Here is a 22,207-nt window from a genome sequence, read left to right as displayed (position 1 = left end):
CTTATACAGCAGCGCACTGCCTCTGTAACTAATCATTAAGATAACGATTTTTGCAAGCATTTTCAAACAGAATCTTAGGCATAAAAAATCCCTCAGCTTGAGGGATTGTTTTTTATTAAATAGGAACGCAATAGCAGTTACAAGCTGTATCAGGTTCTGTGCCACAGATTCCGGTAGCATCGCAGATTAACATATACTGAGGCTGGCAAATACCATCTCTGTTACCGCCGCCATTTACTTTTTTTAACTGATCTCTGGAAATTTTTTTGAAATTTTTCATGGTATAATTTTAATTTGTAAGTGTCAAATGTATAAATTATTTTCAATCTGTAGATTTAACATAAAAAATATTTAGGTGATTATCCTTCTATTGATTGTAAACAGATTCTTTTCTCTTGACAATTTTTCAAATTATTTGCTGATTTTAGAAACTGTTCAATTAGAACGGAAAAGGCGAGTTGCCCCGCCTTGAATGTTTTCACAACAAGATACTAAAACAGGCAAAAAATCATACTGCTGTGACTAATCACGAAGATAATAAATTTTGAAAGCAATTCACAACTGAAGCGATAAGAATTGAGATTGAATACCAGCTGTGACTGATGACGAAGATAATAAATCTCTATTAAGTTTAGGTCGATAAAATACACTGTAAAATGTACTTTTAATTACATGTAATGCAAAAATACCACATTTCTTGATATATGATAAGATCATACAAAGTAGGTTTTTCTATTTTTGTACCCGAAACAACAAAATTTCAATAAACTTTTTAAAACAGTTCAATATGAAAAAAATTAGCGTAATTGCATTAGTAGGAGTAGGATTGCTTTTGGCATCATGTGATAAAGGAAAAACTGCAGAAACTGCAGCTACTGCTCAGGAGCAGGCTGTAGCGGAAAGCAAAGGGGAAACACTTATGGTAGATACAGCAGGTTCAGTAGTAAACTGGAAAGCTTTCCACAAAGGAGGTATGGCTCCACGTTGGGGAACACTTACCGTAAAATCCGGAGATCTTAGTGTGGATGGAGGTCAGGTTTCAGCTGGAAACTTTGTGATTGATATGAGCTCTATCAAGGTAGACCCGGCTTCAGTAACAGAAAAAGATAAAAAACCTGCAGAACTTGAAACGCATCTGAAGAGTGCTGATTTCTTTGATGTAGCGAAAAACCCTACTTCAGATTTCAAAATTACAAGTGTAACAGACTTGAAAGAAGCTCCAAAAGATGCTGTAGCAGGAGCTAATAAAACAGTAAGCGGAAACCTTACTTTATCAGGAAAAACAATGAATGTTACCTTCCCTGCGAAAGTAGATGTTGCAGAAAATTCAGCGGCTATTCAGGCTAAATTTACAGTAAACAGAGCAGATTGGGGGCTTAAATTCGGTACTTCAGAAGCAGATCCTGCAGAATGGATGATCAGCAAAGATATCGAAATCGCTATCGACGTAAAAGCTAAGAAATAAGTTATTTATAAGATAATAACTAACAGAGCTGCCTTCATGAAGGCAGCTCTTTTTATTGGTAAGATTATTCCATTGCTGAGCAAGATCAGTTCAAAATCTTTGAATTTTGAATTTTCACACAATATTCACTCCCAAGATACAGAGGATTTCCGTGTTTCTCAGACCAGAATCCGTCCAGAATATCAGCACCCAGACAGCGGTACACCGCAACTCCCTTGTAGAGGGTATGATCATCACCTTCGTAGTTGAAATTAATCACTAAAATGTGATCTTTATAAAACCCTGTGCCGTTCTGCTGGTGATCGCCAATCAGCCATTGGGCAATAATACGGTTGTTCTCATCAAGGGATAAAGTTAATAAACCATGATAAGTGGGTAAGGAAGACTCCTCCTGGTTACTTCCTTCAACAGTGTAAGTGCCCACAAGATCGTTTACTGTCATTCATTTATTTTTATGGAAAGCAAATTTAAAACATTCAGATCATACTGAAATTAAGTTTTTACGCTTAAAACTCAGAATGGCTTACTTTGACACTGGCTTGACTTCTCAGCTCCATTGATAAAGGTTGAAATATATGCAGCATTTAGCCATATTCTTATTAATTAAGTTTTATTTTTGTGCAAATTAAATGAAGAATGATTTCTTTTCTGTTGATAATGAATGTGTTTACAATAGCTGTCTTTGGCTTTGATAAATGGCAGGCGAAAAAACACCGGTGGCGGATTTCAGAAAATATCCTTTTAGGAATTTCTCTGCTGGGTGGAATTATAGGAGCCGCTGCCGGAATGATTTTTTTCAATCATAAAGTTTCCAAAAAATCCTTCGTCATGAAGTTTATACTGGTTGTGCTGATAGATCTTTTTCTGTTTTACAGAGTGTTAAGGCGTTGATTTTGAATGGTTAAAATTATTTATAAAACGTTAAATCTTTTCACAATTTACTTTTTGTGTATGTTTTTTTTATATTTTTATCATGCTAATAACAAATAAATAAATTACATGAAAAATCTTAGAAAAATTTCCAGAATTGAGATGAAATCAGTACAGGGAGGAATTGTAAAAGGAATGGTAAGGTGTAAAGATGCCGACACGTGCGCTGTAAGATGGGGATGGGCAACAGGATTCTCCAGCAATTGTGCAGAATTTGATATTATCTGTGGAGAACCGCCTGCAGTAGATCCATGCGAAATACAAGCCTGTGTATAGATAACATAAAGAGTGTTTTTTGAACACTCTTTTTTATTGTCTTGTCGACAAGTATCTTAAACAAAATATTAAATATTTGTATAACTAAATATTTTTTCATTAAAAATCACTACTTTTGCACCCGTAAAAATCTTTTATGCAAAACATTAGAAATATTGCGATTATCGCACACGTTGACCACGGAAAGACGACTTTGGTTGACAAGATCATTCACGCTACCAACATTTTCAGAGAAAATCAGGAGAGTGGGGAGTTAATTATGGATAATAACGATCTTGAAAGAGAAAGAGGGATCACTATCTTATCCAAGAATATTTCTGTTACTTATAAAGACACAAAAATTAACGTAATTGATACTCCTGGTCACGCCGATTTTGGTGGAGAAGTAGAAAGAGTATTAAAAATGGCTGATGGGGTTATTTTGTTGGTGGATGCGTTCGAAGGACCAATGCCGCAAACAAGATTCGTACTACAGAAAGCGTTGGAATTAGGATTGAGACCCCTAGTGGTGATCAACAAAGTAGATAAACCAAACTGCCGTCCGGACGAAGTTCATGATAAAGTATTCGACCTGTTCTTCAACCTTGAAGCTACTGAAGAGCAATTGGATTTCCCTACATTCTACGGATCTTCTAAACAGGGATGGTTCAACACTTCATTAGAGCAGACTGAAGATATTTTACCGCTATTGGACGGTATCTTACAGTATGTTCCTGAGCCGAAAGTAACGGAAGGAAACCTTCAGATGCAGATTACATCCCTTGACTTCTCTTCTTTCTTAGGAAGAATTGCAATCGGGAAAGTAACAAGAGGGGAAATCAAAGAATCTCAATGGATCGGTCTTGCCCAGGCAGAAGGTAAAATTGTAAAAGGAAAAGTAAAAGAACTTTACGTTTTCGAAGGATTAGGAAAGAAAAAAGTAACTGAAGTACAGGCAGGAGATATCTGTGCTGTAGTAGGTTTTGATGCGTTCCAGATTGGTGATTCTTTCGTTGATCTTGAAAATCCTGAACCGTTGGAAAGAACAGCAATTGACGAGCCTACACTGAACATGACGTTCTCTATCAACAATTCACCTTTCTTTGGTAAAGATGGTAAGTATGTTACTTCCAACCACCTGAAAGAAAGATTAACTAAAGAATTAGAGAAAAACCTGGCATTAAGAGTTCAGCAGACTGACGATGCCAATACCTTCCTTGTATTTGGTAGAGGTATTCTTCACTTATCGGTTTTGATCGAAACAATGAGAAGAGAAGGATATGAAATGACCATCGGTCAGCCGCAGGTTATCTTCAGAGAAATAGACGGTGAAAAATGTGAGCCTTATGAATCTTTGGTAGTAGACGTTCCTGAAGAATTTGCGTCAAGAGTTATCGACTTGGCTACACAGAGAAAAGGTGACCTTCACATCATGGAAACTAAAGGTGAAATGCAGCATATGGAGTTCGAAATTCCTTCAAGAGGTTTGATCGGGCTTCGTTCTCAAATGCTTACAGCTACTGCAGGTGAAGCTATCATGGCACATCGTTTCACAGAATATAAGCCTTTCAAAGGAAATATTCCTGGAAGAAACAATGGAGTGTTGATCAGCAAAACTACAGGTCCTGCTACAGAATATTCTATTGCTAAATTACAGGATAGAGGTAAGTTTTTCGTTGATCCGGGTGAGGAAATCTATACAGGAATGATCATTGGTGAACAAAACAAACCTGGAGATCTGGTAGTCAATATCGTGGAAGCAAAACAGCTGAATAACATGAGAGCTTCAGGAAAAGATAAAGATACAGGGGTTGCTCCGAAAATCTTATTCTCGCTTGAAGAATGTATGGAATACATCCAGGGTGATGAAGCCATTGAGGTAACTCCGAACTTCATCAGAATGAGAAAGAAAATCCTTTCTGAAGAAGAAAGAAAAAGAGTAGAAAGATCTGCAAAAGCATAATAAAAATCTTATACATAAAATCAAAGCCTCGATTTTCGAGGCTTTTTTTCTATACCCACCATTAAAATGCTTATTTTGGCATAATAATCTCTAAAAATTAAAAATAAATTTTAATGTAGTTTTGTGACTATGAGAATGAATAAATTAAAACTTATCGTTTTACTGGGCTTTTTTGCATCTTACACAACCTCATGTTCCGTACAGAACAATGTTGTAAAAACACCTTCCGCAAAAAATCCTGCAAAACCTGCCAACAATACAAATCCTCCTAAAGTAAACCCGGTAGCTGTAAAGCCCTCAACAGGTTCCCCAGCTTCCCCAGAAGAAAATTTCCGAACAAATCTCCCCGAAATCAAAAGAGAATTCCGTGGCGCATGGATTGCAAGTGTAGCGAATATCAACTGGCCTTCCAGAAATGATCTTACAGTGGAACAACAGAAGGCAGAAGCAATCAGTATGCTTGATATGCTTAAAGACAATAATTTTAATGCTGCTATCTTCCAGATCAGACCTTCTGCAGATGCTCTCTATACAAGTAATATTGAACCGTGGTCGTACTTCCTTACCGGAGAAACGGGAACAGCGCCTTACCCCAACTATGATCCGCTTCAGTTTTGGATTGAAGAAGCTCATAAAAGAGGATTGGAACTCCACGTTTGGTTAAATCCTTACCGTGCCCATCATACCAATGGTGGTGCTGTGAATAAGTTGTCAATGGCTAACAAGCTTTCTGATATTGTTGTACGATTAAAAAATGGAATGTACTGGTTTGATCCGGCTAATCCAAAAACACAGGGACATGTATCCAATGTTGTGAAAGATATTGTGAAAAGATATGATATTGATGCTGTACATTTTGATGATTACTTCTATCCTTATGCTACCTACAATAAAGGAGCAGATTTTCCGGATAATGCATCCTGGAATGCTTACGTAAGCAGCGGAGGTACCTTGTCCAGAGCAGACTGGAGAAGAGATAATGTGAATAAATTTGTAGAACGTATTTACAAAGAAATTCACGCCGAAAAAAATAATGTAAGATTCGGGATCAGCCCTTTCGGAATATGGAAGCCAGGATATCCCGCAGGCATTGTAGGTTCTTCTCAGTATGATGAATTGTACGCAGATGCCAAATTATGGCTAAACAAAGGCTGGGTAGATTATTTTTCACCACAACTTTACTGGCCCATAGATTCTAAAGGACAGAGCTTTGAAGCCCTGTTAAGCTGGTGGCAGTTTGAAAATACAATGAACCGTCACTTATGGCCCGGATTAAATACCGTTGAGATTAAAGTATCAGACCGTCCAACAGAAATTAAAAACCAGATTGCTATTTCCAGAAATATTCTGAAGAATGATGCCGGAGAAATTCACTGGAGCATTGCCGGGCTTACCAAAAATGCCAACATGCTCCCAGCTCTGAAAAACGGACCATATAATGAAAAAGCGCTGGTGCCGAGATCGCCATGGATAAAAGCTGCGCCATTGCAGACGCCCACACTGTTCATCGCCGATAACGGAAGCTTTGCACAGACCAGCTGGAGTACGAAAAATTCTGCTGATGTTTTTCTTTGGGCTCTTTTCACCCAATACAACGGAGTATGGCAGACAGAAATTTTAACATTGGATACCCTTTCAAAGGACATTCCTAAATTTAAAGACGGTAAAAAACTGAATGCTGTCGCCATCAAAGCCATCGACAGATTGGGAAATGAAAGCGATTATACGGCAAGAAAAATTAAATAGGCAAGAGGAAATGTTATTCATTGCCAACTTTTAGGTGAAACCATCTCAATGATAGTTCAAAGCCAGCTCTCCGATAGAGCTGGCTTTATTTTAGAATAACTATAAATTATCAATCTAAATAACTGTAATTCAGTAGTGTTTTAAAGTGCTTTTTGAAATTTTATGTAAAACAATAACCTTATCGGAACTGTTTTTGCATGATTCATTTTATATAATCACCAAAATATAACATTATGAATACTAAAAGACTTTCCGACAACATGGAAAAGGCACTCAGTGACCAGATGAACAAAGAAATTCACGCATCACACGTTTTCTTATCGTATGGAATTTGGGCTGATGATAAAGGATATCAGGGAATTGCGAATTTCCTTTACCGCCATGCACAGGAAGAAAGAAATCATTCAATCAAATTCATGGAATATATTCTGAACAGAGGAGGGAAGCCAAAAGTAGACGCTATTCCCGCTCCTCCGGCGGACCCGGAAAATCTTACCGCCTGTTTTGACGGCGTTTTCAAACATGAGGTTGATAATACCACTGCTATCTACAGAATTGTAGATCTTTCTATGGAAGAAAAAGACTGGGCAACATGGAACTTCATGCAATGGTTTGTACAGGAGCAGATTGAAGAAGAAACATTAGCTCAGAATTTAATAGATAAACTGAAAATAGCAGGAGGAGACAGAGCAACTGACGAATCTCTATTTACTTTAGATAAAACTTTACAGGAAGCTCCGAATGATGTTCCGCTGGCTCAGAATGCCACAGGGGATAATCCATAAACATAAAGAGGAACCAAGCCTTTTGAAAATCTGTCGGAATACTGACAGATTTTTTTATTATGAAACTCTATTAAAAATCACTATCTTTGCACACTCGTAATTCAAGGTTTGGAGTTCAATGTTTAAAGTTGTAGAAACCTTGAGTTACCCTAAACCTTAAACTTTGAATTTTACAATATGAAATGTGGAATCGTAGGCCTGCCGAATGTAGGTAAATCAACACTTTTTAACTGTCTGAGCAACGCAAAAGCTCAATCAGCCAACTATCCTTTCTGTACTATTGAACCGAACCTGGGAACGGTTTCTGTGCCGGATCAGAGATTGTTTGAACTGGAGAAAATCGTGAAGCCTGAGAGAGTTTTACCAGCGGTAGTTGAGATTGTTGATATTGCAGGTCTTGTAAAGGGAGCCAGCAAAGGAGAAGGATTGGGGAACCAGTTCCTGGCCAATATCCGTGAGTGTGAGGCTATCATTCATGTTTTAAGATGTTTTGACAATGGAAACATCGTTCACGTAGAAGGTTCTGTAGATCCGTTAAGAGACAAAGAAATTATTGATATCGAGCTTCAGCTGAAAGACCTTGAAACCGTAGGAAAAGCAGTGGAAAAAGCTAAAAAATTCATCAAATCAGGGAAGAAAGAAGATATCCTTACTTATGAAACCCTTCAGAATTTGCAGAAATTCCTTGAGGATGGTAAAAATGCAAGAGAATTTGCTGTAGATGATTTTACAAAATCAATCATTGGAGAAGTTCAGTTATTGACGAATAAACCGGTACTTTATGTTTGTAACGTAGACGAAAATTCAATCAAAAACGGAAACGAGTGGATTGGGAAGATTGAAGAGATGGCTAAGAACGAAGGAGCCGAAGTAGTGGTATTGGCGGCACAAATAGAAGCAGACATCAATGAACTTGAAACTTTTGAAGAAAGAGAAATTTTCCTTGATGAGTTGGGTCTTACTGAACCCGGAGTTAACCGTTTGATCAGAAAAGCGTATGACCTTTTAAAACTTCAGACGTATTTTACTGCTGGAGTAAAAGAAGTAAGAGCATGGACTATCGGACAGGGATGGACAGCACCGCAAGCCGCTGGAGTTATTCACACAGACTTTGAAAAAGGATTTATCCGTGCAGAAGTAATCAAATATAATGATTATATCAGTTATGGTTCAGAAGTGAAAGTAAAAGAAGCAGGAAAACTTTCCGTAGAAGGTAAAGAATATATTGTACAGGATGGCGACATCATGCACTTCAGATTCAACGTATAAGAAAAGTATTAAAGTTAGTTATAAAAAAAGGCGCTTCCATGTATTTGGAAGCGCTTTTTGCAGAATATAAAAATAAAACTGCTTCCTTGAGAGAAGCAGTTTATATTATTGAATTGGTGGTTCTAAATTAGGCCAGCAAGGTGGTTCTGCACAATTGAAAGAAATGGTAGAACATGTTGATCCGTTTGGCATACAGATTTGGGTAAATCCAGGACGGCATTGAGGTTCGTAACAAGATGGATGAATTTGTGCACATACCTTACCACCAAGTCCGTGCGTGGTGCATATCATTACTCCTCCTTTAATGGTTTTCAACTCCTTTTTATTGAGTTTTTTCCCATTGCTTAAATGATGGTTTATCATTCGTTACAGTTTTGGTGGTTTAATGCTACAATTCAATACCTGGCTGGCACTGCTTTTCTGCACAGGCCAGAGAATATTTCTTACAGGTCAGATCCGGAAGCAGGCACATTTCCTTTCCTCCGGTAATAACTCTCAGCTGTTTTTTGTTTAGTTTTTTTCCGTGGTTTAAATCTTGATTTTTCATAATATTTGGTATTTAGTGATTTTTTTTATAAAATTCTCAGGTTACGGACGGCAGACTTTTTGCGCACAACCGATCGATATCGTAGTACAGTTTCTCACGTCTCCCGGCGGATAAGTTTCGCAAGGAAACTCCGTACAGGGAATGGGTTCCATACAGTCAAGCATTCCACCTTGAATAGACTTTAATTCCTTTTTATTAAGTCTTTTACCTTTGTTAAGATCCGGTTTTTTCATAATATATTTTTATATTTTTTTGTTGAAGAAATGACCAGTTGCTACAATTGAGGTCTGCATTCTTTTTGAGCACATTTGGGAGAGATGATAGTACATCCATAAGGATCAGAGGAAGGTTCACACGGTGGAGCAGGGCATAGAACTGGTTCCATACAGTTAATAAGACCTCCTTTAATCGTTCTTAATTCTTTTTTGTTTAGTTTTTTTCCGATTTGATTGATTTGATTTTTCATTGACTTGATTTTTAAATGGTTAGTTGTGACTAAAATAGTAAAAATAAATGAAATATTTCACGGTGTTTAGAGAAAATAAAGAATTATTTTAATGTAATCCTTTGATTTGTGCATTCCTCATTCTTTTCTGCAATCAATTCAAAGCAGTCTTTTCTATAACTTCGTATATTTGAATTTTACAAATTATCTGCGATGGAAAAAGTAGCACATACTTCACTGGAGGATTTCTATAAAGAAATGGCTGCCAAATTAGGCAAAGATCTTGAAAGTATTTTTCCCAAAGGTCTTCATAAAGATATCGGACATTTTAATGTTTTTGATATCAGACAGACTATTGAACGAATAAGAACTACTTCCGAAATGCCTTATAACAGGAGAAAATACTACAAAATAAGCCTTATAAGAGGGAAAAACAGAGCCGAATATGCGGACAAAATTATATCCGTCAAAAAAAATGCTTTATTATTTGCCACCCCGAAAGTTCCTTATCACTGGGTACCGGAAGATCCTGATCAGTCAGGAAGTTTCTGCGTCTTTACAGAAGACTTTTTTATCAAGGCTCAATCCCGGTTTTCATTGGAAGATCTGCCTATTTTTCAGCCGGGCAATATTCCTGTGTTTGAAATTGAGGATGAACTGGCAGACGAAATAGAAATGCTCTTCACCAAAATAAAAAAGGAAATCGTTTCCGATTATATTTTCAAATATGACCTGATCAGGAATTATGTGCTGGAACTTATTCATTACGGCCAGAAACTGCAGCCTGCTGCCACACTCTCAGCTTCAAATGATGCTTCCTTAAGAGTCGTATCTTTATTTATAGAACTCCTTGAAAGACAGTTTCCCATAGAATCTTCAGATCAAAGATTACAGCTGAAAACCGCTAAAGATTATGCCGACAGATTGGCGGTTCACGTTAATTACCTGAATAAAAAGTTAAAGGAAAGTACAGGAAAAACAACCACTGAATTTATTTCTGACCGGATTATTCAGGAAGCTAAGATTCTCTTAAGACAGACCAAATGGAATGTTTCTGAGATTTCTTATGCACTGGGTTTTGAAGAAATTGCTCATTTCTCTAATTTCTTCAAAAGAAAAACCTCCTTTACGCCTTTAGAATTTCGCTCCTGATTTGAATTTTGCAAATTTCAGATTGATTCGAGCAAATAGCTCATTCTGAAAATATCCCAACTTTGTACCATCAAAATAATCAAAATACAATGAACACAAAAACAAAAATTGCATTAGTAACAGGCGGAAGCCGTGGATTAGGGAAAAACGCAGCACTTAAAATCGCTCAAAAAGGATTAGATGTGGTGATTACCTATAAGAGCAATAAAGAAGAAGCTGATAAAGTAGTAGAAGAAATCCAGTCAATGGGCAGAAAAGCCGCAGCTTATCAATTAGACACCAAAGAAACAAAAAGTTTTGAAACTTTTGTTAAAACGCTGGGGGATTATCTCGAAGGAAAAACCGGAAGCAGAAATATTGATTATCTGGTGAATAATGCAGGTACAGCTTTATATGCCCCGATTCCTGATGTTACAGAAGAGCAATTGGATGACATGGTTGATATTCATTTCAAAGGAGTATTTTTCCTGACTCAAAAATTGGTGCCGTTCATCAATGATGGTGGCGGAATTATTAACGTATCTTCAGGACTGGCGAGATTTGCCGTACCGGGATCTTCAGTATATGGTTCTATGAAAGCCGCTGTTGATATGCTGACAAAATATCAGGCAAAAGAACTGGGAGCAAGAAAAATCAAATCTAACGTTGTAGCTCCGGGTGCTATTGAAACCGATTTCGGAGGTGGAAGGACAAGAGATGATGCACAGGTAAACTCAATGATTTCGGCCAATACAGCTTTAGGCAGAGCCGGACTTCCTGATGATATTGGCGGAGTAGTAGCTTTCCTTTGTACTGAAGATGCAAGATGGATCAACGGCCAGAGAATTGAAGTTTCCGGAGGAATGTTTTTATAAGATCATTTACATAAGATAGTGTCATTCAATACATCGGCCGGTTCAAAATGAACCGGCCGATGTATTGCCTTTTAGTCTACAGCTTCAAGAGGTTCCGGTAACTGGCACTTCTCTTCGCTGCATCCCGGTCCGATATATACACAGTAGCCTGAAGAGTTGGTACATCTTATAGTGCCCAAACCTCCGTTGACTCTGTGTAATTCTGTTCTCGTTAGTTTTTTTCCTTGTGATAAAATTGATTTTTTCATGGTTTTATATTGAATTGATGTTAAATTAAATCTTTGATAAATTTTCAATAGCTCTTTCAAGAGTTTCCTGCTTTTTGGCAAAACACAGTCTGATTACATTTTCGTTCAGCTTATTTTTATAGAATGAAGAAAAAGGAACGCTCGCAACCTTATGATTGATCGTGAGTTCTGATGCAAAATCGAAATCATTTTTATCCGAAATCTTATCATATTTTACCGCCTGAAAGTAGGTTCCTTCACAATCCAGCAGTTCAAAAGAAGTTCCGCCCAGACCTTTTCTCAGAAAATCTCTTTTTTCCTGGAAAAACTGATTCAATTGCGTATAGTGATTCTCATCTTTCATGTATTCCGCCAATGCCAGCTGAATAGGAGTATTTACGCAGAAAACATTGAATTGGTGTACTTTTCGGAATTCATCAGTTAAATTTTTGGGTGCGGCACAATAGCCCACTTTCCATCCGGTAACATGAAAAAGTTTCCCGAAAGAGGCTACCAGAAGACTTCTTTCTTTCAGTTCCGGATATTTGCAGATGCTTACATGCTGTTTCCCGTCAAAAACAATATTTTCATAGACTTCGTCACTTAAAATAAGAATGGAAGTATCTTTTACCAGCTGGATAAGTTCTTGTATATCCTGTTCTTTCAGAATTTTTCCTGATGGGTTATTGGGATTGTTAAGGATGATCATTCTGGTTTTATCACTCACCAGATCTTTTACAGCTGCCCAGTCTATTACGTAATCAGGAGCTTTCATTTCGAAACGCTTTATAATTCCTCCGAAAAGTTCTACGGTAGGTTCATAACAGTCGTAAGCCGGCTCAAAAATGATCACTTCATCATCTTTCTTGATAAAAGAAGCAATAGCAGTGAAAATAGCCTGCGTTCCGCCAGCTGTAACGGTTATTTCAGAATCCGGATGGTACACTGCCTGATGGCTGTTTTCTATTTTCCGGGCAATTTCTTCCTTCAGACCAATCATTCCTCCCAGTGGTGCATACTGATTAAATCCTTTTTTTATAAAATGATCTACATGATTGAGTAATTCCGGGTCAGGCATAAAATCAGGAAATCCCTGCGAAAGGTTAATCGCTTCATTTTCATTGGCAAGCTGAGTCATCTGACTGAAAATAGTAGTTCCTACATTGGAAAGTTTAGACAAAGGAAGTTGTATCATAAAAAAGTTTTGTTGACCGAATTTAATGAAATATTTAAAGCGGTTTGAATTTGAAAGAATAAAAATTCTGTAAAGAGTAATTCTAAATCGGGTTCCGAGACATTTTCAGACAAAACATGACTTTAAACATATGTTTGGTTTTTTTCTTTAAAATGTACACAAAGATGCCTAAATTTGGTAGGAGTAGACTCCATTAAAAACCAATAACAATGAAAATTAAAAAGACAGAGTTTCCGGAAACATCCGCATTGTACAAAGGAAAAAAAGATTTTGATTATATGGATAGCTTTGAAGGAAAACTTACGGAGAGAAGAAGTAATCTTGATATTACAGAAGTTGGAAAAGCCTTCTTTACAAGCGGACCCGTTTGGGGAAAGAAAATGTTTGCTTTCAGGAATAAAATAGCCGGAATATTCGGGCTGAAAACCGGAGCTGAAACAGGAAAGAAATTGGCAGGGAATGATGCTCAATATGAAGTGGGAGAACGCATAGGACTTTTTAAAGTTTTTGATAAAACGTATAACGAAATTATTCTGGGAGAAGATTACAGACACCTGGATTTCAGAGTTTCTCTTTTGTTTGACAAAAATAAAGATGAGGAAGAAAATTCCCTTACGATATCCACCACCGTAAAATTTCATAATTGGCTGGGCGTGCTGTATTTTTTGCCTGTTCGTCCTTTTCATAAGCTTATTGTGCCTGCTATGCTCAAAAACATGATACATAAGCTGGAAAAGGCAAATTAGAATTTAGGAGCTACAAAACAATATTTTAACTGCACGTAATATTAACAAAAATTTTAGGGCTTAGAATGAACTTTTACTGCTTTTGTACTATAACATATTTAATTGGCTTGAAATTCTATTTCTGCTCTCCCAGCTAAACCTTACATGTTAGGAAAAAATGATTTTTAAAATTCGGATAATTTTGGACAATTTTGTACTTTTGTATGTTTGCTGAAATCATATATGTCACAAGAAATAAATCCAACCTACTCCGAAGATAATATCAGAACCCTCGATTGGCAGGAACACATCCGTCTGCGCCCCGGTATGTACATCGGGAAGCTTGGTGACGGGTCTTCTGCTGATGACGGTATTTATATCCTGCTTAAAGAAATTCTGGACAACTCTATTGATGAGTTCAGAATGCGGTCGGGAAAAAGAATTGAAATAAAGCTGGATGACGGTAAAGTAACCATCCGTGACTTTGGACGTGGAATTCCTTTGGGGAAAGTGGTAGACGCTGTGTCCAAGATGAATACCGGTGGTAAGTACGACAGCAAAGCGTTTAAAAAATCTGTTGGTTTGAACGGTGTTGGTACCAAAGCGGTAAATGCTCTTTCAGACTACTTCCGTGTACGTTCTTTCAGGGACGGAAAAATGAAGGTTGCTGAGTTTTCCCGTGGTATGATCAAAGAAAACTTTGACGAAAAAGAAACTTCGGACAGAAATGGGACCGAAATTTCCTTCATTCCAGATGGAGAAATATTCCAGCACTTCAAATACAGAAAGGAGTACATCGAAAGAATGCTCCGCAATTATGCCTACCTGAATCCGGGATTGAAAATTCTCTTTAACGGAGAAACCTATTACTCCGAAAACGGTCTTAAAGACTTGCTGGAAGAAGAACTGGAAAGCGAGATTCTTTATCCGATCGTTCACTTAAAAGATGAGGATATTGAACTTGCCATTACCCATTCTGATAAATCACAGACAGAAACCTATTTTTCATTCGTTAACGGACAAAACACCACGCAGGGAGGAACACACCTCAATGCATTCCGTGAAGCCTATGTGAAGACCGTGCGTGAATTTTTCAATAAAAGTTTTGATGCTTCAGATATCAGAAAGTCTATTATTGCAGCCATCTCGATCAATGTAGAAGAGCCGGTTTTCGAATCTCAGACCAAAACAAAACTGGGGTCTAATGATATGGGCCCGAACGGACCTACGGTAAGGACATTTATCATAGATTTCCTCAAAAGCAAGCTGGATAATTTCTTACACAAGAATCCGGAAATTGCAGAAGCCATCCAGAGAAAAATATTAATATCCGAAAGAGAGAGAAAAGAACTTTCAGGTATTCAGAAACTGGCAAGAGAAAGAGCTAAAAAAGTTTCTCTTCACAATAAAAAACTGCGCGACTGCAGACAGCATTATAACGACCAGAAAGCCGAAAGAAAAGGAGATACACAGATCTTTATCACCGAAGGAGATTCTGCATCAGGATCTATTACAAAATCAAGAGATGTGGAAACTCAGGCAGTATTTTCCCTGAAAGGTAAACCGCTGAACTGCTATGGTCTTACCAAGAAAGTAGTCTACGAAAATGAAGAGTTTAACCTTCTTCAGGCCGCTTTAAATATTGAAGAAAGTTTGGAAGATCTTAGATATAATCAGGTGATCATTGCTACTGATGCCGATGTGGACGGGATGCACATCCGTCTTCTGATGATTACTTTCTTCCTTCAATTCTTCCCGGATCTGATTAAAAACGGACACCTGTATATCCTGCAGACCCCTTTATTCAGGGTGAGAAACAAGAAGGAAACAAGATATTGTTATTCGGAGGCCGAAAGAGTAAAAGCATTAAATGATCTGGGGAAAAACCCAGAAATCACACGATTTAAAGGATTGGGAGAGATTTCTCCGGATGAATTTAAGCACTTTATCGGCAAGGATATCCGCTTAGAACCTGTAGTTGTAGGAAAAGACCAGACAATAGATCAGCTTCTCGAATTCTATATGGGGAAAAATACTCCGGACAGACAGACCTTCATTCTGGAAAATCTTGTAGTGGAAGATGATACTGATATTGATAAAAAAGAAATTCTGAATGAAATAGAAAATTAAAAGAATTTAAACTTAAAAAAACTCCCTGTAAACTGAGAAATAAAAAAATGATTCAATGAAAAATTAAAATACAGTGTTCGTGAAAACGGGCAGACTCCGACAAAAAAAACACACACATTTTGGATGAAGTAAAAATTAGGAAAACTTACACCCAAAAAATCAAAATGAGATTAAGTAACCGTAATAAAGTATCAATTTATAACTCTTTGAGTACTTTACTTTTAATGATGACAGTGTTCGGAATAATTATATTTGTAGCAAATGAATACAGATTTAATGCACTGGGTAAAGAAAGTTATTTATTGATTATTGTTCCCCTTATACTGCTGATTATATTTTACATCAGCGGCAGGCAGATTTTTGAATATGACAGCGATGGAGAAGCACTGAACTTTAAAAACAGGAATATTATTCCTTTTTTAGACAAGCCTCTTCACGACGAATTTCCAAAATACAAACTGATAAAATATGATGTGGTCAGTATTCTCTTTTTCAAAAGATTATACATTACCGTTTCCAGTAAGAATAATGGCTCTACAATGCTGAAATACCATATTTCTTATCTGACCCAAAAAGAAGTAAACGATTTAAAACTCTCTCTGAATAAAGTAGTGAAAGCTAATAAAGAGAAAAACGATTAAAAACAGATGACGACAGAAGAACATTCGCATGAAGGTGAAAGCTTGAAGAAGGTTTCCGGTCTATACAAAGACTGGTTTCTGGATTATGCTTCCTATGTAATTTTGGATAGAGCTATCCCTTCAGTATATGATGGTTTAAAACCCGTTCAGCGAAGAATCATGCACTCTATGAGAGAGCTGGAAGACGGGCGTTACAATAAAGTGGCCAATATCGTGGGAAATACCATGAAATATCACCCGCACGGCGATGCTTCCATTACAGATGCCATGGTGCAGATCGGGCAGAAAGAGCTGCTGATAGATACGCAGGGAAACTGGGGAAATATCTTTACCGGAGATTCTGCCGCTGCGGCAAGATATATTGAAGCCAGGCTGACTCCTTTTGCGCTGGAAGTCGTCTTTAATCCTAAAACTACAGAATGGACCAAGTCTTATGACGGAAGAAACAATGAACCTGTCGATTTACCTGTAAAATTTCCCCTGCTTTTGGCACAGGGTGTAGAAGGTATTGGAGTAGGGCTTTCTACCAAAATACTTCCCCATAACTTCAATGAGCTTATCAATGCTTCTGTAGCCTATTTAAAAGGAAAGAAATTTGAACTGTATCCTGACTTTTTAACAGCCGGATTTCTGGATGTTTCGGAATATAATGACGGTCACAGAGGGGGAAAAGTAAGAGCTAGAGCAAGAATCACCCAGACGGATAAGCACACATTGGTGATATCTGAGCTTCCGTACTCCAAAACAACAACCGATCTTATTGACTCTATCTTAAAGGCCAATGAGAAAGGAAAAATCAAAATCAAGAAAATTGAGGACAATACTTCAGATAAAGTAGAAATCCTGATCCATATTCATAATGATGTTTCTCCGGATAAGACGATAGATGCCCTGTATGCATTCACAGACTGTCAGGTGACTATTTCTCCGAATGCCTGCGTCATTGTAGGAGATAAACCTATGTTTATGAATGTCTCTGATATTCTGAAAATGAATACGGATCATACTGTATCATTGCTGAAAAAAGAACTCGAAATTGAACTTCATGAGCTTCAGGAAAGCTGGCATTTCTCATCACTGGAAAGAATTTTCATAGAAAACAGAATCTATCATGATATCGAAGAGGTGAAAACATGGGAAGAGGTCATAAAAACCATTGATGCCGGATTAAAACCCCACACTAAGCATCTTCTGAGAGCTGTCACTGAAGAGGATATTCTAAAACTGACCGAAATACGAATCAAAAGAATTTCAAGATTTGATTTAGATAAATTTAAAGAAAATATCGCATCATTGGAAGGCAAAATAGAACAGGTAAAATACCACCTTGCCAACCTGATTGCCTATGCGATTGACTATTACTTGAATATTCAGAAAAAATACGGTAAAGACAAGCAGAGAAAAACAGAACTAAGAATCTTTGATACCATTGATGCTACAAAAGTAGCAGTTGCCAACGAAAAATTCTATGCCAACTTTGAAGAAGGATTCATAGGAACCTCCCTTAAGAAAGACCAGTATTTATTCGATTGTTCCGACATTGATGATATCATCATTTTCAGAAAAGACGGAAGTATGAAGGTGGTAAAAGTAGAAGCCAAAACATTTGTGGGTAAAGATATCCTGCATGTTGCCATCTGGAAGAAAAATGATAAGAGAACAGTCTATAATATGATCTACCGCGAAGGCAGGGAAGGACCTTATTACATGAAGAGATTCTCTGTAACCGGAGTGACCAGAAATACAGATTATCCGCTGGCCTCAGATAAAAAAGGCTCAGAAACGCTTTATTTTTCGGCCAATCCAAATGGTGAAGCAGAAACCGTAACGGTATTGCTGAAACCCAATCCAAGAATCAGAAAGAATAAAATGGAGATCAATTTCTCCGATCTTGCCATCAAAGGACGTGATTCCAAAGGGAATCTGGTAACAAAATATGCAGTAAAGAAGGTAGATATGAAGGAAGAAGGAGTTTCTACTCTGGCTCCAAGAAAAATCTGGTTTGATGATACTGTGAGAAGACTGAATGCAGACGCGAGAGGAACTTTACTGGGAAGCTTTAAAGGAGATGATAAAATCCTTACCATCAATACCAATGGTGAAGTAAAACTGGTTTCTTTTGATCTTGGCAATCGTTTTGATGATGAATATCTGGTTCTGGAAAAGTGGAGACCTGCGCAGCCCATCACCTGTATTTATTACGATGGAGAAAAAGACATCTACTTCATTAAGAGATTCCTGCTGGAAAATACACTGAATGTGCAGACTTTTATGCCTTCCGAACACCCGAAATCATTCATTGAAAACGTAATTGTGGCCAATGATGTAACCGCAGAAATTATTTTTGCGAAAGATAAAGGAAAAGAACGTGAACCGGAAACGATAAATATTGATGAATTTATTGCCGTAAAAGGAATAAAGGCAATCGGGAACCAGTTTACAAAATTCAAAGTAAAAGCAATCAATATTACCATTCCTGAGCCGGTAGAAGAGGAACCGGAGGTTTATGAAGATCCTGAACCGGCAGGTGAAATGGATGAAGACGGAGGAATCATTGGCGACCTTTTTCAGGAGGACAGGAATAATGAAAATGAATAGATCATACAGTATCTGTTCAGATATAACATAAAAAACATACGATGGATATAGTTGTTTTAATCATCATTGCAGTCACATGTATTTTTAGTTACATGGGATTCAACAATATAGCACTGTTTGAAAAATATAAATTCAATGTGGGGGCTATTTCGAATCGTAAAGAATATATAAGGCTGATTAGCTCTGCATTTTTGCATGCAGACTTTATGCACTTATTTTTTAACATGCTTTCCCTGTATTTTTTCCAGGGAGTTGTCGTTAGTTTCTTTGGCGAAACAGGATTTGTAATTCTTTATTTCGGATCCATGATTTTAGGGAATTTATTCAGTTTGATGATTTATAAAAATCAGCCATGGTATTCAGCGATTGGAGCGTCAGGAGCTGTTTCGGGGATCATTTTTGCATCCATAGCGATGGCACCTAAAGAGATTAGTGTCAACTTCTTACCGGGATGGTTGTTTGGAACATTATATTTTGGATATTCTGTTTATATGATGCTGAATCCAAAGCAATGGGACAATCTTGGGCATGCAGCGCACCTTGGAGGGGCTTTTTTCGGGCTGGTTTACTCCATCGTAATGCATCCTCAGCTGGCCATGAGCAACATTCTATTCTTAGGAGTCATGTCACTTCCGCTAATTTATTTAGGATATGAAATTTTTATAAAGAAACGAATAGGATAAGACTGTTTTAATCAAAATAGTAAAACCAAGGAACATATAAGAGTAAAAGGCGTCATCGTGATACTGATCTGTGGTTCATTGGTTTTTGGTGCTTTTATTATCAATTATTACATATTCCGTCAATAATAAATAAAAAAACCAGCTCTTAAGAGCTGGTTTTTTTATCAGATTATCTTATTATTCTCTGGGTTACATTCTTGTTGGAAATAACGCACGCTTTGCTGCAGTTATTAGCACTGGAAATATTAACCTGTACCAGGGCAGGCAGCGATCTGTATTCCTCCTTATTGTAAGGAGCTTCGGTACCATTGCTTCCGCCGCCTTTAATATCATATTGTATCTGGGCAACTCCTGTAAATCCGGCGGCAGGTCTGAAATTCAGCGCTCCGGTACTGGGGAAATACGTCCAGGTTCCCTGACTGCTGGTGTAGACCCCGTTCGTAATATTCGGAATTACAGCTCCATTGTTATCCAAAAACCTGAATGAATTAAAATCAAGGTTGTTATAGGAAAGCGTTGGTGGATTCTGACCGTTTGCTGAAGAATAAGCCGCATCATTAAGCAACGGATAAAACGTTGACTTGATCCCCGGGCAACCTGCAAACAGATCATCTGTTACTTCTGCAGCATAAGGCCTTGTAACTCCAAGGTTTTTCAATAAGTGGATGTTTCTGGCAGCTCCCGTAGAAGCCGCAAATCCAATTCTGAAAGTAGCTGGAGCAGAAGTATCCAATGTTCTTACGGTAGAATTGGATATTGTAGTTTCAGTGTATTTCAGTGAGGTAGGATAATAGTAATTGTCAATCACTTTTTCTTTTACCGTTCCATGCTGAATTTCAAGAGTTACATTGTAACCCCCTGCCGGGTTAGGCACCAAAGTGACAAATGCTTTACGGAATCTTGCATCACTTTCAGTAGCAGGTATAGTGGTTCCGCCACTCTCAATACTGAACTGCTGAAGAGTCGTATTTTTAATACCGATATACTTCCCGGTCGCAGTATCCAGATATGCAGATCTGTTGTTGCTGGCAGGGGAGGCATTGGTAGCTGTAGCGTACAGCAGTGGATATCCGTTATACCCTGCAGGCTCAGCTGAAGACAGAGATTGGTTTCCGCGTTTTCCTCGTAAAGAAACGTTGCTTCTTCCATCCGCTAATCCTACTCCGAAAATTCCATTTCTTACTCTTTCACCCTGGTTAAAGCTTGTTTTGAAATTCCCGAATTCATCCAGACCTATCCCCAGATAAGCGCCTCTAAGCCCTTCCGTAGATTCGCCTCCACGTACGAAACTATACCCTAATCCACCACCAAAGTAGCCAAGGTTAAGCTGGTTTTTAGGAATAGAACCGTCTACCAGAAAGATAGAAATTCCGTCTCCTCCGTTTGTATTACCACCATAAATGGCAAATTCAAATTCAAACTTGATTCCCTGGTCACTTTTGAATATTTTATCAGCAAGGATTACCCCACCGGAAATATTGTTGACGCTTCGCGTCAGTCGGAGCCCGTCTGTGGTAAAGGTTGCATCATTCTGAACACCGCTGGTGGCTACTTTATAAGCTTCCTGAGGCTGCAGCCCCTGCGTAAAGTTCACAAAATACGGATATCCCGTTCCCTGCTCATTCTGTGCCTTCACATGCTGGGACAGCATGAACAACGAAAAAATGGCCAAAAATCTTTTGTATGGTACAATTGAGGTACTTTTTATCATAGCTCAATTATTTGACAACAAAAACAATATTGATGAAAGAACAGTCTGTAGCCGCCGCTTTTACATCATACTTCATTAAACCATCATCAGTAATTGTAATATTACTGAATACATTAGGATCAGCATCTGTTACATAATAATAAATGTCTTTGCTGGAAGGGAAGAAAGGAATAGAGGCAGGAGCGCTGGTGCTCTTTGCTCTTGGAGATCCGAACTGAGTTTTATATAATGTATATAAGTCTTTGGTTCTGCCCGTAGCAGTAGTGGAAGTATCGAAAGAAACGCTTGGCATGTAAAACATTTTTACGGCGTTATTGCTGATACATAACCAATCCGGACTGGCAGGTGTACCCACATTCTGGCTTAGGCACTTTTTATCAGTATCATAGATAAGAAGAGAGCTTGCCGGATTGACGATAGCATTTCTCTGTGCTGTAGTTAATCTTGGCATCAGCATCCCTTTACTCTGACTATAAATATCAAGAGCTGCACTTGCATCCGGAGTGGGTGTGTTAATCCCAATTTGTGCATATGACAATGAACTTACTAAAACGATTGATAGAAATAATTTTTTAATCATGATGTTCTTAATAATTTTTAATCTGTGTATGTTTTTTTATGTTTTAGAAGGCATTTTTTCAGCCTGATCGTTTCCGTTAAGGGATAAGTATCACTAACAGTTCATGCAAATAATGAATTGTTTCTACAGGATGCCATCAGGAGATCTATGGATTCCTGAAAGCCAATAACAGATCTACCAGAAGACGCTCCCTGAGGATTGTTCGTTCGATATCTGAAATAGTCGAAAAAAGTAAATTGAATTATGTAGCCGTATAAGCTCTTAAATAAGTAAGATTCATATTCCCTCGTGTTTTTTTGCAAATAT

23 protein-coding genes are annotated in these 22,207 nt (G+C 37.8%); 14 read left to right on the top strand and 9 right to left on the bottom strand.

The window, feature by feature from the left end; genetic code table 11:
- Nucleotides 1–115 precede the first annotated feature (115 nt).
- Nucleotides 116–280: a bacteriocin-like protein gene (locus tag BLW74_RS22430; protein WP_167358411.1), complete on the bottom strand. Its 165-nt coding sequence runs from the start codon at nucleotides 278–280 to the stop codon at nucleotides 116–118.
- A 507-nt stretch (nucleotides 281–787) separates the two neighbouring features.
- Here BLW74_RS22430 and BLW74_RS10840 point away from each other — a divergent pair.
- Entirely contained in the window at nucleotides 788–1,465 is a 678-nt protein-coding gene (locus BLW74_RS10840; RefSeq protein ID WP_089692416.1) for a YceI family protein, read from the top strand.
- 85 nt (nucleotides 1,466–1,550) lie between these two features.
- On the opposite strand, the gene BLW74_RS10835 is transcribed toward BLW74_RS10840, so the two are convergent.
- Nucleotides 1,551–1,907, bottom strand: a complete 357-nt coding sequence (locus tag BLW74_RS10835) for a hypothetical protein (protein WP_089692415.1) — start codon at nucleotides 1,905–1,907, stop codon at nucleotides 1,551–1,553.
- Nucleotides 1,908–2,101: 194 nt separating this feature from the next.
- Between BLW74_RS10835 and BLW74_RS10830 the strand changes: the two genes are divergently transcribed.
- The 6 genes from BLW74_RS10830 (at nucleotide 2,102) to ychF (ending at nucleotide 8,413) form a co-directional block, all read left to right on the top strand.
- Nucleotides 2,102–2,356, top strand: a complete 255-nt coding sequence (locus tag BLW74_RS10830; RefSeq protein WP_089692414.1) for a DUF1294 domain-containing protein — start codon at nucleotides 2,102–2,104, stop codon at nucleotides 2,354–2,356.
- 108 nt (nucleotides 2,357–2,464) lie between these two features.
- Entirely contained in the window at nucleotides 2,465–2,671 is a 207-nt protein-coding gene (locus BLW74_RS10825; RefSeq protein ID WP_089692413.1) for a bacteriocin-like protein, read from the top strand.
- A gap of 136 nt (nucleotides 2,672–2,807) precedes the next feature.
- The gene (typA, locus tag BLW74_RS10820; protein ID WP_089692412.1) at nucleotides 2,808–4,613 is read left to right on the top strand and encodes a translational GTPase TypA; all 1,806 of its coding nucleotides are present in this window, start codon (nucleotides 2,808–2,810) and stop codon (nucleotides 4,611–4,613) included.
- Between the two features lie 129 nt (nucleotides 4,614–4,742).
- Nucleotides 4,743–6,359, top strand: coding sequence for a glycoside hydrolase family 10-like protein (locus BLW74_RS10815; protein ID WP_089692411.1), 1,617 nt, complete (start codon nucleotides 4,743–4,745; stop codon nucleotides 6,357–6,359).
- Nucleotides 6,360–6,592: 233 nt separating this feature from the next.
- Nucleotides 6,593–7,144, top strand: coding sequence for a ferritin (locus tag BLW74_RS10810; RefSeq protein ID WP_089692410.1), 552 nt, complete (start codon nucleotides 6,593–6,595; stop codon nucleotides 7,142–7,144).
- Between the two features lie 177 nt (nucleotides 7,145–7,321).
- Nucleotides 7,322–8,413 carry a redox-regulated ATPase YchF gene (gene ychF / locus BLW74_RS10805; protein WP_089692409.1) on the top strand — a complete coding sequence of 364 codons (1,092 nt, stop codon included), beginning with the start codon at nucleotides 7,322–7,324 and terminating at the stop codon, nucleotides 8,411–8,413.
- A 388-nt stretch (nucleotides 8,414–8,801) separates the two neighbouring features.
- Here the strand turns inward: ychF and BLW74_RS22425 are convergent, their stop codons facing one another.
- From BLW74_RS22425 to BLW74_RS10800, 3 genes are read right to left on the bottom strand one after another with little or no spacing between them, the layout of a single operon-like run.
- Complete coding sequence (locus BLW74_RS22425; RefSeq protein ID WP_167358410.1) at nucleotides 8,802–8,960, bottom strand: hypothetical protein; 159 nt, start codon at nucleotides 8,958–8,960, stop codon at nucleotides 8,802–8,804.
- A 41-nt stretch (nucleotides 8,961–9,001) separates the two neighbouring features.
- Complete coding sequence (locus BLW74_RS22230; protein WP_139265726.1) at nucleotides 9,002–9,193, bottom strand: bacteriocin; 192 nt, start codon at nucleotides 9,191–9,193, stop codon at nucleotides 9,002–9,004.
- A gap of 41 nt (nucleotides 9,194–9,234) precedes the next feature.
- Nucleotides 9,235–9,426 (bottom strand): hypothetical protein, encoded by a 192-nt coding sequence (locus BLW74_RS10800; protein ID WP_089692408.1) that lies wholly within the window; start codon nucleotides 9,424–9,426, stop codon nucleotides 9,235–9,237.
- Between the two features lie 192 nt (nucleotides 9,427–9,618).
- Here BLW74_RS10800 and BLW74_RS10795 point away from each other — a divergent pair, with 192 nt between their 5' ends.
- The gene (locus tag BLW74_RS10795; protein WP_089692407.1) at nucleotides 9,619–10,557 is read left to right on the top strand and encodes a helix-turn-helix domain-containing protein; all 939 of its coding nucleotides are present in this window, start codon (nucleotides 9,619–9,621) and stop codon (nucleotides 10,555–10,557) included.
- 89 nt (nucleotides 10,558–10,646) lie between these two features.
- Nucleotides 10,647–11,411 carry an SDR family NAD(P)-dependent oxidoreductase gene (locus BLW74_RS10790; RefSeq protein ID WP_089692406.1) on the top strand — a complete coding sequence of 255 codons (765 nt, stop codon included), beginning with the start codon at nucleotides 10,647–10,649 and terminating at the stop codon, nucleotides 11,409–11,411.
- Between the two features lie 71 nt (nucleotides 11,412–11,482).
- Here the strand turns inward: BLW74_RS10790 and BLW74_RS22420 are convergent, their stop codons facing one another.
- Nucleotides 11,483–11,659 (bottom strand): hypothetical protein, encoded by a 177-nt coding sequence (locus BLW74_RS22420; RefSeq protein WP_167358409.1) that lies wholly within the window; start codon nucleotides 11,657–11,659, stop codon nucleotides 11,483–11,485.
- 25 nt (nucleotides 11,660–11,684) lie between these two features.
- Nucleotides 11,685–12,833, bottom strand: coding sequence for a methionine aminotransferase (locus BLW74_RS10780; protein ID WP_089692404.1), 1,149 nt, complete (start codon nucleotides 12,831–12,833; stop codon nucleotides 11,685–11,687).
- A gap of 209 nt (nucleotides 12,834–13,042) precedes the next feature.
- Here BLW74_RS10780 and BLW74_RS10775 point away from each other — a divergent pair, with 209 nt between their 5' ends.
- The 5 genes from BLW74_RS10775 to BLW74_RS10755 all read left to right on the top strand — a co-directional run bounded on the left by BLW74_RS10775 (nucleotide 13,043) and on the right by BLW74_RS10755 (nucleotide 19,610).
- Entirely contained in the window at nucleotides 13,043–13,579 is a 537-nt protein-coding gene (locus BLW74_RS10775; RefSeq protein ID WP_089692403.1) for a DUF2867 domain-containing protein, read from the top strand.
- Between the two features lie 222 nt (nucleotides 13,580–13,801).
- Nucleotides 13,802–15,688 carry a DNA topoisomerase IV subunit B gene (locus tag BLW74_RS10770; protein ID WP_089692402.1) on the top strand — a complete coding sequence of 629 codons (1,887 nt, stop codon included), beginning with the start codon at nucleotides 13,802–13,804 and terminating at the stop codon, nucleotides 15,686–15,688.
- A gap of 164 nt (nucleotides 15,689–15,852) precedes the next feature.
- The gene (locus tag BLW74_RS10765) at nucleotides 15,853–16,329 is read left to right on the top strand and encodes a hypothetical protein (RefSeq protein ID WP_089692401.1); all 477 of its coding nucleotides are present in this window, start codon (nucleotides 15,853–15,855) and stop codon (nucleotides 16,327–16,329) included.
- A gap of 6 nt (nucleotides 16,330–16,335) precedes the next feature.
- A complete protein-coding gene (locus BLW74_RS10760) occupies nucleotides 16,336–18,927 on the top strand; it encodes a DNA gyrase/topoisomerase IV subunit A (RefSeq protein WP_089692400.1) in 2,592 nt (863 codons plus the stop codon).
- Between the two features lie 41 nt (nucleotides 18,928–18,968).
- Entirely contained in the window at nucleotides 18,969–19,610 is a 642-nt protein-coding gene (locus BLW74_RS10755) for a rhomboid family intramembrane serine protease (protein WP_089692399.1), read from the top strand.
- A 169-nt stretch (nucleotides 19,611–19,779) separates the two neighbouring features.
- Here BLW74_RS10755 and BLW74_RS10750 read toward each other — a convergent pair whose 3' ends face one another.
- Nucleotides 19,780–21,321 carry an L-type lectin family protein gene (locus BLW74_RS10750; RefSeq protein WP_227413205.1) on the bottom strand — a complete coding sequence of 514 codons (1,542 nt, stop codon included), beginning with the start codon at nucleotides 21,319–21,321 and terminating at the stop codon, nucleotides 19,780–19,782.
- A 7-nt stretch (nucleotides 21,322–21,328) separates the two neighbouring features.
- A complete protein-coding gene (locus BLW74_RS10745; protein ID WP_089692398.1) occupies nucleotides 21,329–21,901 on the bottom strand; it encodes a hypothetical protein in 573 nt (190 codons plus the stop codon).
- Nucleotides 21,902–22,207 lie beyond the last annotated feature (306 nt).

The organism is Chryseobacterium culicis, from assembly GCF_900108365.1.
GTDB classification, from domain to species: Bacteria; Bacteroidota; Bacteroidia; order Flavobacteriales; family Weeksellaceae; genus Chryseobacterium; species Chryseobacterium culicis.
The sequence above is the reverse complement of the archived record's forward strand: the minus strand, read 5'-3'. Positions and strand labels throughout refer to the sequence as shown.